13 protein-coding genes, 1 pseudogene and 1 riboswitch are annotated in these 12653 nt (G+C 64.3%); of the genes and pseudogenes, 8 read left to right on the top strand and 6 right to left on the bottom strand.

Going from position 1 to position 12653, the window contains the following annotated elements; genetic code table 11:
• Together AC5DC2_RS10265 and AC5DC2_RS10260 are read right to left on the bottom strand one after the other, a co-directional pair.
• Positions 1-383 (bottom strand): annotated as a pseudogene (locus tag AC5DC2_RS10265) (bifunctional diaminohydroxyphosphoribosylaminopyrimidine deaminase/5-amino-6-(5-phosphoribosylamino)uracil reductase RibD); the annotation flags it as partial.
• Between the two features lie 104 nt (positions 384-487).
• Positions 488-649: riboswitch (FMN riboswitch) on the bottom strand.
• A gap of 80 nt (positions 650-729) precedes the next feature.
• Complete coding sequence (locus AC5DC2_RS10260) at positions 730-1104, bottom strand: DUF1428 domain-containing protein (protein WP_024708507.1); 375 nt, start codon at positions 1102-1104, stop codon at positions 730-732.
• Between the two features lie 70 nt (positions 1105-1174).
• Between AC5DC2_RS10260 and AC5DC2_RS10255 the strand changes: the two genes are divergently transcribed.
• Complete coding sequence (locus AC5DC2_RS10255) at positions 1175-1642, top strand: MarR family winged helix-turn-helix transcriptional regulator (protein WP_491698405.1); 468 nt, start codon at positions 1175-1177, stop codon at positions 1640-1642.
• Here the strand turns inward: AC5DC2_RS10255 and uxuA are convergent.
• The gene (uxuA, locus tag AC5DC2_RS10250) at positions 1632-2828 is read right to left on the bottom strand and encodes a mannonate dehydratase (protein ID WP_491698404.1); all 1197 of its coding nucleotides are present in this window, start codon (positions 2826-2828) and stop codon (positions 1632-1634) included. The two genes, AC5DC2_RS10255 and uxuA, sit on opposite strands and share 11 nt — an antisense overlap.
• 145 nt (positions 2829-2973) lie before the next feature.
• Here uxuA and AC5DC2_RS10245 point away from each other — a divergent pair, with 145 nt between their 5' ends.
• The 4 genes from AC5DC2_RS10245 to AC5DC2_RS10230 all read left to right on the top strand — a co-directional run bounded on the left by AC5DC2_RS10245 (position 2974) and on the right by AC5DC2_RS10230 (position 6695).
• Positions 2974-3669, top strand: a complete 696-nt coding sequence (locus AC5DC2_RS10245; protein ID WP_024708504.1) for a GntR family transcriptional regulator — start codon at positions 2974-2976, stop codon at positions 3667-3669.
• A gap of 36 nt (positions 3670-3705) precedes the next feature.
• Positions 3706-4689: a C4-dicarboxylate TRAP transporter substrate-binding protein gene (locus AC5DC2_RS10240; protein WP_491698403.1), complete on the top strand. Its 984-nt coding sequence runs from the start codon at positions 3706-3708 to the stop codon at positions 4687-4689.
• A gap of 189 nt (positions 4690-4878) precedes the next feature.
• The gene (locus AC5DC2_RS10235; protein ID WP_024708502.1) at positions 4879-5406 is read left to right on the top strand and encodes a TRAP transporter small permease; all 528 of its coding nucleotides are present in this window, start codon (positions 4879-4881) and stop codon (positions 5404-5406) included.
• A 5-nt stretch (positions 5407-5411) separates the two neighbouring features.
• The gene (locus AC5DC2_RS10230) at positions 5412-6695 is read left to right on the top strand and encodes a TRAP transporter large permease (RefSeq protein WP_491698402.1); all 1284 of its coding nucleotides are present in this window, start codon (positions 5412-5414) and stop codon (positions 6693-6695) included.
• A gap of 125 nt (positions 6696-6820) precedes the next feature.
• Here AC5DC2_RS10230 and AC5DC2_RS10225 read toward each other — a convergent pair whose 3' ends face one another.
• Genes AC5DC2_RS10225 through AC5DC2_RS10215 form a run of 3 tightly spaced genes read right to left on the bottom strand, consistent with a single transcriptional unit; the run spans position 6821 to position 8216 of the window.
• Complete coding sequence (locus AC5DC2_RS10225) at positions 6821-7456, bottom strand: phosphoribosyltransferase family protein (RefSeq protein ID WP_491698401.1); 636 nt, start codon at positions 7454-7456, stop codon at positions 6821-6823.
• A 49-nt stretch (positions 7457-7505) separates the two neighbouring features.
• On the bottom strand, positions 7506-7964 hold the full coding sequence (locus tag AC5DC2_RS10220) for a thermonuclease family protein (protein WP_491698400.1): 459 nt from the start codon (positions 7962-7964) through the stop codon (positions 7506-7508).
• A gap of 54 nt (positions 7965-8018) precedes the next feature.
• Complete coding sequence (locus tag AC5DC2_RS10215; protein WP_491698406.1) at positions 8019-8216, bottom strand: DUF1674 domain-containing protein; 198 nt, start codon at positions 8214-8216, stop codon at positions 8019-8021.
• 247 nt (positions 8217-8463) lie between these two features.
• Between AC5DC2_RS10215 and htpX the strand changes: the two genes are divergently transcribed.
• From htpX to AC5DC2_RS10200, 3 genes are all read left to right on the top strand, one after another.
• On the top strand, positions 8464-9423 hold the full coding sequence (htpX, locus tag AC5DC2_RS10210) for a zinc metalloprotease HtpX (RefSeq protein ID WP_491698399.1): 960 nt from the start codon (positions 8464-8466) through the stop codon (positions 9421-9423).
• Between the two features lie 8 nt (positions 9424-9431).
• On the top strand, positions 9432-10796 hold the full coding sequence (locus AC5DC2_RS10205; protein ID WP_491698398.1) for an RsmB/NOP family class I SAM-dependent RNA methyltransferase: 1365 nt from the start codon (positions 9432-9434) through the stop codon (positions 10794-10796).
• 168 nt (positions 10797-10964) lie between these two features.
• A partial coding sequence (locus AC5DC2_RS10200; RefSeq protein ID WP_491698397.1) for a heparinase II/III family protein occupies positions 10965-12653 on the top strand: 1689 nt, incomplete at its 3' end.

Here is a 12653-nt window from a genome sequence, read left to right as displayed (position 1 = left end):
CCACCGCCGCCGACGACCGCGGGGTTCGGGTCCGGCCAGCCGATGACGACGCGCCGGGCAGACGTTGCCAGAATGGCATCGGCACAGGGCGGCGTGCGGCCGTGATGATTGCACGGCTCGAGCGTGACGACGACGGTGTGGATGCGGTCGGCAACGCCCGCCGCGCGCGCGGCAGCGATCGCTTCCGCTTCCGCATGCGGCAGGCCGGCCTTTCTGTGAAAGCCCTCCGCAATCACCATGCCGCCCGCATCGAGCAGCACGCAGCCGACCGGCGGGTTGGGCGCCGTCGCCCCGGCAAAGCGTTGCGCCCCGTCAAGCGCGCGCGACAGGGCCGCCGCGAGAACTGCCGCATTCAAACTGTCTGTGGCGGGGTGAATGCCCATGCCATCGCCTCATCATTCGAACAAGACGCCATGCAGGGCAAAAAAGCGGATAGTGAAACGCCGACTGCGCCCGCGATGCGGGATACAGTGCACACGTCGTCACGCGCTGTTCTCTTCCATCCGGACTCTAACCGTCGGCTCCGGAGTCACACCGGATCTGCTGACCCTTGATCTTCCGGGAAATCCCTTCGATCAAGGCGCTCGCGGGCTGATGCACAAAGGCAATTACCGCCGGTGGGGAATTTCACCCCGCCCTGAGAACGTCGCCGACCGGACCTCCGGCCGACGCCGACAAATCTAGGCACGCGATCTGCAAATGACAAGCGCCAATTTCAACGACAGTCTGTCAGGCAGTCTCACCGGTGGCTGCCGCCGCCCCGTTCCCGGCAAAAAACAGGTCGAAGCCGCCATAGATCATCCGTGAGCCGTCAAAGGGCATCTCGTTCATGTCCGGGTCGTTCATCAGCGCGGCCCAGGCGGCATTGCGGATATCCTTGGAAGGCCAGACGACCCAGCTGAACACAACCGCCTCGCCCTCCTCCTTCTTCAGCGCCATGTTGAACGAGGTCACCTTGCCGTCCGGGACATCCTCCTCCCAGCACTCGACATAGGAAAGGGCGCCATGCGCCTTGAACTTCGCCGCCGCCTTCTGGCACAAGGCGTAATAGGCCTCTCTGTTGTTCACCGGCACCGGGGCCAGGAAACCGTCCACATAGGTCATGCGCATTTCTCCCGTGTCTTGACTCAGTCGCCAACGGATTTTACGTTGATATCAACATAAAGGCACATCGATGCGCGAGAGTCTACCCCTGTCCGTAACGCTCGAGGTTCGTGACCGCTGCCTGTGCCTCTACCTGCAGCGGGCGGCACGGGCGGTCGGCCGGCATTTCGACGAGGTGCTGCGCCCGCTCGGCCTGACGAACGGTCAATATTCGCTGCTGATGGCGCTGAACCGGCCCGAGCCGCCGCGGATCGCCGAAGTGGCGATGGTGCTCGCCATGGACCGCACCACATTGACGGCGAGCGTCAAGCCGCTGGAGCGGCGCGGCCTGCTGAAGAGTTTCCAGGACCCCGAGGACAAGCGCATCAGGCGGCTGAAGCTGACGGACGCGGGACTGGATCTGCTCGAGCGCGCCGTGCCGGTCTGGCGCGAGACCCATGACCGGCTCGAGGCGGTGGTGGCCGACGACCTGCCCCGGCTGCGCGAAAACCTGCTCGCGCTGACTTTCGCACTGCCGGAGGATGAGATCAGCGGCTGAGGGCGGCGGCGATGCCGCGCAATTCGGCGAGCCCTTTCAGGCGGCCGATCGCCGGATAGCCCGGCTGGGCCTTTCGGTTCAGGTCGTCGAGAATGTCGAGGCCGTGATCGGGACGGAACGGAATGTTCCAGTCGGTCCGCCCCGCCTCGCGGCGCCGCTTCTCCTCCGCAAGTGCGGCGGCAACGAGCGCCACCATGTCGGTGTCGCCGCCCAGATGTTCCGATTCGTAGAACGATCCCTTGATGTCGCCGGTCTCGCGGCGGACATTGCGCAGATGCAGGAAGTGCACCCTGTCGCCAAGCCGCTCCATCATGCCCGGAAGGTCGTTGTCCGGCCGCGCGCCGAGCGAGCCGGAGCAGAGCGTGATGCCGTTTGCCGGCGTGTCGACCGCCTCCATCATCACCTTGTAGTCGGCTTCCGTCGACATCACGCGCGGCAGGCCCAGAAGACCGAAGGGCGGATCGTCCGGATGGCAGCAAAGCCTGAGCCCGAACTCCTGGGCAACGGGCGCGACCTCTTCGAGGAACGCGATGAAATTGCCGCGCAGCCCGTCCGATGAGATCAACGCATATTCGCCGAGGTGATGGCGCACGTCGTCCAGCGTGAAGCTTTCGGCTGCCCCCGGCAGGCCGAAGACGACGTTCTTCGCAAGAGCCTGCCGGCGCTCTTCATCCATACCGGCAAATCGGCGCGCGGCCTCCTCTCGGATATCCTCGGGGAAGTCTTCCGCCGCGCCTTCGCGCTTGAGGATGTGAATGTCGAAGGCGGCGAAATCGGCATAGTCGAACCGCATGCATGTCGCCCCCGTCGGCAGGCGAAAGGCAAGATCGGTGCGGGTCCAGTCGAGCACCGGCATGAAATTGTAGCAGATCGTCTCGATCCCGGCGGCGGCGAGGTTCCGGAGGCTGACCTTGTAGTTGTCGAGATGGGTGCGCCACTCGCCTTTCTGCTTCTTGATATCTTCAGAAACCGGCAGGCTTTCGACCACCTCCCATTTGAGACCGGAGGGGCTTCCGTCGGTCATGACGGACAGCTCACGCTGACGTCCGGCGATCTCTTCCGGCGTCCAGACCGCGCCCGTCGCCACATGATGAAGCGCGGTCACGACGCCCTCAACACCCGCCTGAAGCATATCGTCGATCGACACGCGATCCAAAGGCCCGAACCAGCGCCACGTCTGCCTCATTGTTCTCTCCCTGTGCGAATTCGTCAATTGGGACGAGCCTGACCAAGCGAGGCGCGTCCATCCAAGGGAAAGCACTAGCACCAAAACAAGGTGTTGACTAGTATGGAAGTATGGTGCACCATAAAAACCGTCGGGAGGTACAGCCATGCTGCCAGAAACAATCGCCACCACCATCGCGCCGGGCGCTCCGGTCGGGTCGCAACTGCACGGCATCCTGCGTGAGCTGATCATCCACAATGAACTGCCGCCGGGCTCGCGCCTTTCCGAATCGGAACTGGCGGCGCGCTTTGCCGTCAGTCGCCAGCCGGTGCGCGAAGCCTTCATCAAGCTCTCCGAGGAGGGCCTGCTGGAAATCCGCCCGCAGCGCGGCACCTTCGTGCGCCGCATTTCGCAGGCGGCGGTCATGGACGCCCGCTTCGTGCGCGAGGCGATCGAGGCGGACATCGTCAGGCTTCTCGCCGAAAAACCCGATGTCGGGCTGGTCGAGGAGCTGAAGCTGCAGCTTCAGGAGCAGAGAGAGGCGGCGACCAGCGACGCTGACCGCTTCATCGCGCTCGATGAACTGTTTCACAAGACCCTTGCCGACGGCGCCGGCAAGGCAAGGGCCTGGGCGCTCATAGAGGGGCTGAAGGTGCAGATGGACCGGGTTCGCTACCTGAGCCTTCTGCGCTTTCCCATGGTCAAGCTGACCGCCCAGCACACAGCCATTGTCGACGCCATCGGCGCCGGCGATCCCGAAGCCGCCGAACGCGCCGTTCGCGGCCACCTCAGGGAGATCCTCAGCGATCTCCCGGAAATCTTCGAAGAAAAGCCTGAGTTTTTCGACCCACCGGGGCGTTAGGCCCCAAACCCTTGAACGTCTGATTGGGAGGACGACATGACGCATTTTTCCAAACTGGGCAGCATCGCGCTTGCGGGTCTCGCCGCAAGCCTTCTCGCCGGCTCGGCCCTTGCCGCCGATTACACGCTGAACGTCAACACGGCGCTCGCCACCAACGATCCGCTCTACAAGGGCCTTGAAGCCTTCCGCGACAATGTCGCCGAAGCCTCCGACGGCGCGCTCGAAGTCCGCCTGTTCCCGAATTCGCAGCTCGGCCCCGATGAGGACGTGCTTGAACAGGCCCGCGCCGGCGCGCCCGTCGCCGTCGTCGTCGATGGCGGTCGCCTCGCCGTCTTCGTCAACGAGTTCGGCGTCCTTGGCGCGCCGTATCTCGCCAACGGCTATGACGGCATCCGCAAGGTCGTCACCTCCGACATGTTCGACGGGTGGGCCCAGAAGCTGCATGACGATGCCGGCCTCGACGTGCTGAGCTTCAACTGGTGGCAGGGCGAACGGCACCTTCTGACCAAGAAGGCGATCAGCGGGCCGGATGACCTGTCCGGCGTACGCATGCGCACGCCCGGCGCGCCGGTCTGGACCGGCACGATCGAGGCCATGGGCGCAACGCCGACCCCGATGCCCTGGGGCGAGGTCTATTCGGCGATCTCCTCCAACGTCATTGACGGCGCCGAAGCCCAGCTTCCCGCCGTCGTCGGCGCCAAGCTCGACGAGGTGATCACCAACATCACGCTGACCGGGCACATCAACCTGATCACCGGCCTGATCACTTCGGCCGCCTGGGTCGATTCGCTTCCGGAAAACCTGCAGACGGTCCTGCATGAAGAAGCGCTGAAGGCCGGCGACATCGCCTCCTACGGCACGCAGGATGCGCTTGCGAGCCTGCAGCAGCAGCTGATCGACAATGGCGTCGCGGTCGAGGAAATCGACGTCGCGCCGTTCAAGGAAGCGACCGCCGTCGTCTATGACGATCTCGGTTACGGCGACCTGCGCGACCAGCTTCAGGCGATCGCCGCCGAGTAAAACGGCCCAAACCTCCTGCGCCATGACGAACCGCGGCAGGCCGCGGTTCGTTCCCCGCAAGGACGGCGGGAACGATGCCGGCGCGCCCCGGGAAAAGAGGGCGCGGCCGCGCAACAGAAAACAACCGCGCGCGAGCATTCAGGGCGGATGAAAGCCGGAATGCTCCCAACCCTGACTGGAGGGGCCACCATGCCCGGTTTCCTCGCAAAAATCGAATTCGTTGCCGGCGCGATCCTGCTTGCCGTGATCACGGTTCTGGTGTTCATCGCCGCGACCATGCGCTTCTTCGGCTATCCGCTGATCTGGTCGGTCGACCTGGCGCAGCTCCTTTTCATCTGGCTCTGCTTCATCGGTGCAACGCGCGCCATGCGCGAGCGCGGCCATCTCGGCGTTGACTATCTGGTCCGCCCCTTCCCCTATCGCTATCGTCTTGCTCTCGAGACCGGGCTTTCCGCCCTCTTCATCGCCTTTCTGCTGCTGCTCGCCGTGGAGGGCTATGACCTGACCATGCTCAACAAGGAACGCCAGTTCGGCGATTCGGGCCTTTCCTATGCCTGGGTCACGATCGCCGTTCCCGCCGGCTGCGTCATGCTGACGATCTCGATCCTCGGCAACCTGGTTCAGGCATGGCGCAGCGCGAAGGGCGACCGTCTGCTCGTCTTCACCCGCACCGCGGCCGAGGACGAAGCTGTCATCGAAACCGGCGCGGCGGAGTAACCAACATGGCCCTTATCGGCATCGTTTTCTTTGCGCTGATGCTTCTCGGCGCGCCCATTGCCTTCGCCATCGGCATTTCGGGCTTCACCTTCTTCCTCACCTCCGACATCATGCCGGTCTCGATCGGCGTGCAAAAGATCGCCACCGTTTCCCAGAGCTTTCCGCTTCTGGCGGTGCCCTTCTTCGTGCTTGCCGGCCACCTGATGAACGAAAGCGGCATCACCGACCGCCTGTTCACCTTCTCCAAGGTTGCCGTCGGCTGGATGGCGGGCGGGCTTGCCCAGGTCTCGATCATCCTGTCGACGCTGATGGGCGGCGTTTCCGGCTCGGCCGTTGCCGATGCGGCAATGGAGGCGCGCGTTCTCGGACCGCAGATGATCTCGAACGGCTATTCCAAGGGCTACTCCTCCGCCGTCATCGCGATCTCCTCGCTGATCACCTCGACCATTCCGCCGTCAATCGGCCTTATTCTCTACGGCTATGTCGGCCAGGTCTCGATCGGCCGCCTGTTCATGGCCGGCATCATTCCCGGCATCCTGATGATGACCTTCCTGATGGTCGCCGCCTGGCTTGTTGCCCGCAAGCGCGGTTATGTCATGAAGGAAATGCGCAAGCCGACCGCGCGCGAACTGGGCGCTGCGGCATGGGGCGCCAAATGGGCGCTGCTGTTCCCGGTGCTGCTGATCGGCTCGATCCGCGGCGGTCTCTTCACACCGTCCGAAGTCGGCGCCTTCGCCGTCGTCTACGCGATCCTGATCGGCGTCTTCGCCCACCGGGTGATGACCTTCGAGGCGATCAAGCGCGCCTTCGGTCACGCCATCTCGGACATCGGCCTGATCATGCTGATCATCCTGATGTCGGGCATGGTCGGCTTCGCCATCATCTTCCTGCAGGTGCCGCAATCGGTCGCCGGCTTCATGCTGGAAAGCCTTGCCAATCCCGTGCTGATCGTCGCCGTCATCCTGATCGGCCTGTTCATTGCCGGCCTGTTCTTCGAAAGCACCATTCTCGTTCTGCTGCTGACGCCGATCCTCGTGCCCGTGGTCGTCAAGGCGGGCGTCGATCCGGTCCATTTCGGCATCCTGATGATGACCATCGTCACCTTCGGCTCGATGACGCCGCCGGTCGGCGTGGCGATGTTCACGGTCTGCAGCCTGCTCGACACGAAGGTGGAGGAATATGTGAGGGAATCGCTGCCCTTCATCGCCGCCGTCTTCGCGCTCATCTGCCTGTTGCTGTTCGTGCCGGGGATCGTCCTGTTCCTCCCGAACCTCATGTATGGCGGATAGTCTCGTTCGCAACGTGGGGAAAACCGCTGGCCGCGCCTTAAACGGTGCGGCCTTTTTCGTTCCGAGCGCATCGGCCCGAAAATCGGAATCGATTTTCGGAAAGCACGATGCGTAGATTCCATAGGTTAGAGCGTCTCCGGCCGTGCGACCCAGCGGCCGTTGTCGCCCGGTTTGAATTGCGGAATATGGGCAAGGCCGCGCACCAGCGCCGCGTCACGTCCGAGCGCCTCCTCCCATGCCCGCGCCTCCGTCAGGATCACGCCGAGCCCGACGACATTACCGCCGGCCTTGCGCACCAGCTCGACCGAACCCTTCAGGCTCGAGCCGGAGGCGACCACATCATCGACAACCACAACCCGCTTGCCCTTGAGCAGCGGTACGGCGCGATCATCAAGAAGCAGGCGCTGCTCGCCCTTGGAGGTGATCGAGGTGATCTTCTGTTCAAGCGCGGACCCCAGATGCACCTTCGGCGATTTCTGCAGGATGACATAGCGATCGAGCCCGAGCGCGCGGGTCACCTCGATGGCGACCGGAATGCCGAGCGTTGCCGCGCCGACGACGATATCGGGCTCCATCGGCGACAGTTGCGCCGCAAGCTTCTTGCCGCAATGCTCGCCGAAGCGGACGCCAAGGTCGATCACCATCATCAGCGATATGGCAAGGTCCGGCTTGATCGCCACGAGCGGCAGCGTGACAGCAAAGCCTGACACCGAAACGGCGTGATTCTGCTCGGTGACGACAGGGGCAAAGGATTGGGTCATGGGAACTCCGGGAGGCATCTGAAAACCCGGTTCTACGCCAGCTTCGGTCTCAGGACGAGGGGCAGAGGAAGTCCGGCTTGCGTCCGCCATCGTAGGAAACGGCAAAACCGCCCTCGAGAAGCAGGCTGGAAAGGTCGCGATCATCCGGCAGAGCCACATCGGCGACCACGCGACCGAAATACTTGTCACCGGCGATCCGCCTGAGCTGGACGGTCTCGCCTGCACGAAGAAGCGAAATGACATAATCCTTGGCGATTGATGCCGCCTGACGTTCGGCCTCGCAGGACGACCTGAGCTCCGGCGTGTCCACGCCGCGGATCCGCACCGAGGTTTCCACGATCTGCCCTGGCCATGGTCGTGCCTCGACCACGATCGTGTCCCCGTCGATGACGCGCACGATCTCGGCGCGCACCGGACCGGCATAGATATCCTCGGCGCGGACAGCGGCAGGCGCAAGCAGACAGGCGACAGACACCGCCGTCAGGAATGTGCAGACAGAGTGATTCATAAAAAGGAATTTATTCCTCTAAGAAGAGGAATTCAATAGGAATTACCACCTATCTCAGAAGTCGATCGCGCGACCCTTGATTTCCCAGTCGCCGTAGCGGGCCGGATCAAGGCCGCCGCGCCCGCCATGTTCCCGTGCAGGGCGCGCTTCGGCAGAGGCGGCGCGGCGACGCTCCTCCGCCTCGGCCAGCGCCCGCTTCGCCGCCTCCGGCAGATTGGCGCGGCGCTCTTCCTCTGGATCGACGGCCGGCAACTCAGAACCCGCCGTAAGCGCCGCCAGTTCCGCCGCAGAGGGCGCTGCCTCGCCGCGGGTTTCTGCTTTGGCTTGGGTCTTTCCGGTCTTGTCGTCGTGGCTCATGTCACATTCTTCCTGCCATGCCTGCAAACGGATGCGGCGCAATATTGATATGCAGTCAATTCCGCCCCATCTATTGTCCTGTCCTGCATATAAGCGGACTTTGCGGAAAGTTTAAGGTCCCTTCGCTCCCGGAGACAGAGAAATGAACCTCGTTCGCACTGCCATGCTGATCGCCTTCATGACGGCGCTGTTCATGGCGATCGGCTTCATGATCGGCGGCCGCGGCGGCATGATGATCGCGCTGATGATCGCAGCCGGCATGAACATGTTTTCCTACTGGAATTCGGACAAGATGGTGCTGCGCATGTATGGCGCGCGGGAAGTCGACGCTTCAACCGCGCCGGAATATTACAATCTCGTGCGCGAACTCGCCCACCGCGCCGGCCTGCCCATGCCCAAGGTCTATCTCTATGACAACCCGCAGCCCAATGCCTTCGCCACGGGCCGCAACCCGCAAAACGCCGCCGTTGCCGCCTCGACCGGCATCCTCAAAATGCTCTCGCGCGAGGAACTGGCGGGCGTGATGGCCCATGAGCTCGCCCATGTGCAGCATCGCGACACGCTGACCATGACGATCACGGCGACGCTCGCCGGCGCGATCTCCATGCTCGGCAATTTTGCGTTCTTCTTCGGCGGTTCGCGCGACAACAACAACCCCTTCGGCTTTGTCGGCGTGCTGGTGGCGATGATCGTGGCGCCCCTGGCCGCGGCGCTGGTGCAGATGGCCGTCAGCCGGACGCGCGAATATTCCGCCGACAAGCGCGGCGGCGAGGTCTGCGGCAACCCGCTGTGGCTCGCCTCGGCGCTGAAGAAGATCGCCCACGGCAACGAGGTGATCCACAATGAGCGGGCCGAGCGCAATCCGGCAACGGCGCATATGTTCATCATCAATCCGCTCTCGGGGCAGAACATGGACAATCTGTTCTCCACCCACCCGAACACGGAAAACCGCATAGCGGCGCTTCGCGAACAGGCCGCCCGCATGGGCCGGACCTCGACGGCGGCCCCGGCGCCTGCTAAGGCGACCCGCAGATCGCGTTCGGTTCCCGAAACCGGCCGCAACACCGGCGGCGACCCGCCCATCAAAGGTCCCTGGAATTGAATGATGACATGAAACGGCCGGGCCGGAACACGGCCCGTCCGAAAGACGCCGCCTCCCCCGCGCCGGAAAACAAGCCGGGCTACGCCCCGCGCGCGGCAGCCTCGAAAATCCTCGCCGCCGTTGTCGACCGGAAAACGCCGCTGGACGGCATGCTCGACAATGAGCACGGCAACGGCGCCTATCGCAGCCTTTCTGTTGCAGACCAGTCGCTCTGCCGCGCACTGGTGCTGACCTCGCTGCGCCACAAGCCGATGCTCGATGCCGCGATCACCCGCCTGCTCGAACGGCCGCTGCCTTCGGGCGCACGCGCGCTGGCGCACGTTCTGACGATTGCGGCGGCACAGATCCTCTATCTCGATATCCCCGACCATTCCGCCGTCGATATCGCCGTGGAACAGGCCAATGCCGACCCGCGCAACAGGCGCTTCGCCGGCCTCGTCAACGCGGTGCTGAGACGGCTTTCGCGCCGCAAGGACAAGACGCTCGCTGAACTCGAAGCCGTCTCGCCGATCCCCGACTGGTTCCGCGAACGGCTGGTCGCCGTCTACGGCGCGGAAAAGGCCTTCGCCATCGGCCGTGCGCAGCTTACCCCTCCGAGCATCGATCTTTCGGTAAAATCGGACCCGGAAGGCTGGGCCGAGAAGCTTGGCGGCACGGTGCTCGCCACCGGCACCGTCAGGCTCGACAAGCCGTCCGGCGCGGTGACCGCCATGGAGGGCTTCGATACCGGCGAATGGTGGGTGCAGGATGCCGCCGCCGCCATTCCCGCCCGGCTTTTCGGTGATCTTTCGGGCAAACGCGTGATCGACCTTTGCGCAGCCCCCGGCGGCAAGACGGCGCAACTCGTTCTCCAGGGCGCGGAGGTCACCGCGCTGGAGCGCTCGAAGAGCCGGTTGAAACGGCTTGAGCAGAACCTCGCGCGGCTGCAGCTTACGGCCGAAACCGTCTGCGCCGATATGATGGAATATACGCCCGAGACGCTTTTCGACGCCGCTCTCGTCGATGCACCCTGTTCCTCCACGGGCACGGTGCGGCGGCATCCGGACGTCTTGTGGACCAAGGATTTTTCAGACATCGGGAAGCTGGCGGAGGTGCAATATGCCATGCTCGCGCGGGCGCTCTCCATGGTTCGCCCCGGCGGCATCGTGATCTTCTCCAACTGTTCGCTCGACCCTCTGGAGGGCGAGGAGAATGTCGCACGGCTCCTCGCCGAGCGGCACGATGTCGAGCGGACGAATTTCGCGCCGGCGACCATCGGCCCGCTTGCCCATCTGCTTGACCGCGAGGGCGCCATCCGCACCACGCCCGCCGACAGCATCGGCGGCATCACCGGCCTCGACGGCTTCTACGCCGCGGCAATCCGGAAGCGCTGACACCTATTTCATGCCAGGTTCTTGAACTAGACGCCGTAATCGTGCATTCCGGCTTCTAATAAAAACAATGTCTTCACGCGTTAACAAAGCATTCAGCCTATCCGGCTAGACCGGAAGTTTGGCCGGAAATGCATCAACGCGGGTCAAAACAACGGGCAGGGTGCACCTTTGAGCCTTCCGGTTCCGGAAATCTGGCGTTCGGCCTCCCTCTACTGTCGGGAATCGTTTGCGCGCGCCTGTCGCCTGCTGCTCTCGGCGCGACCGCCGCTGCCGCGTTTCCTGTCCGGCCGTCGTCCGGCCAGGCTTCTCGTCGCCCCGACCGATCTCAGGATCGCCGACCCGCTTGAGGGCGAAGACCTGCTGGAGGGTCGTTTCGCGCTCGCCGGCGCGGTGCTCGAGACCAACGGCCGCCCGCTATTTTCGTTCGAGATGCCGAGCCATGCCTTCGAACGGGAACTTGCCGGCTTTTCCTGGCTGAGGCACCTGCGTGCGCAGCGCGGCGAGGACGCCAACATCTTCGCGCGCGCTGCCGTCCTGAGCTTTATGCGCCGCCACCGCGCGGCAAGGGGCACAGGCTGGCAGACCGAGATCGCGGTGCGGCGGCTGAACGCCTGGCTCTGCCACTCGACCGTGATCCTCAAGGGCGCGGACACCGGTTTCTATCGCCGCTTCGTCGACCAGATCGCGCGTCACGAGCGCATCCTCAGGGGCCGCTACGCGGCGCTGCCGCACGACGCGGTGCGCCTTCAGACCGCGATCGCCCTTGCCATGGCAGCCATCAGCCTTGACCTGTCGGACCACCGCAAGCGCGAGGCCGCCCGAAGGCTCGATGCCGAGCTGGAAAGGCAGATCCTGCCCGATGGCGGGCACATCTCCCGCAGCCCCGATGCGCTGGTCAGCCTGCTGCTCCGCCTCCTGCCGTTGCGCCAGACCTATATCAATCTCGATCAGACCCTGCCGAAACGGCTGGTTGCAAGCATTGACCGCGCCTATGCGGCGCTCAATTTCTTCCGCCACCGCGACGGCGACCTTGCGCTGTTCAACGGCACGGGCCTGGTTCCGGGCACGGCGCTTTCCGCGCTTCTGCGCTATGACGAGACCGGCGGCTCGGTGTTCCGGGCCTTGCCGCATTCGGGTTTCGACCGGCTGCAGGCAGGCCGGACGACGCTGATCGCCGACACCGGCAGACCGCTTTCCGTCCATCTGTCAAAAACCGCCCATGCGGGAGCGCTATCGTTCGAGATGTCGGCCGGGCAGAACCGGTTCATCGTCAATACCGGCGTGCCGCTTGAGGCCGACGCGGCGACGATCCGCATGGCGCGCACGACCGCCGCCCATTCCGCCGTCACCGTCAACGATCACTCGGCCATGCGCTTCTCACGCTCCTCCTTCCTCGGCCCCGTTGTCACCGGCGGCATCACGAAGGTGACGCACGAGCGCGATATGGACGAAAACGGCCATGACCGCCTGGCCATGCGCCATGACGGCTATCTCGCGCGCTTCGGCCTGTTGCTGGAACGCACGCTGACGCTTTCGCCGGACGGCGCCGAGATCATCGGCACGGACGGCTTTCGCCTGAAGGACGGCGGCGTGCCGGCGGAGAACGACGAGACCGTCGCCGTCGCCCGCTTCCATCTTCATCCCGCGATCTGGACGATGCAGGAAGACGATGACACGATCTTCATGACCGCGCCCGACAATGAAAGCTGGCTGTTTTCGGCGCCCGGCTGCGCGCCGGCGCTGGAGGACGGCGTGTTCTTCGCGGCAAGTGCGGGAAAAACCGCCGCGCGCCAGATCGTGATCGCCTGGACGATCGGCGAACGACCCGGTATCCGCTGGCGCCTCAGCCGGCTCGGC

This window comes from Martelella sp. (assembly GCF_984369615.1).
The sequence above is the reverse complement of the archived record's forward strand: the minus strand, read 5'-3'. Positions and strand labels throughout refer to the sequence as shown.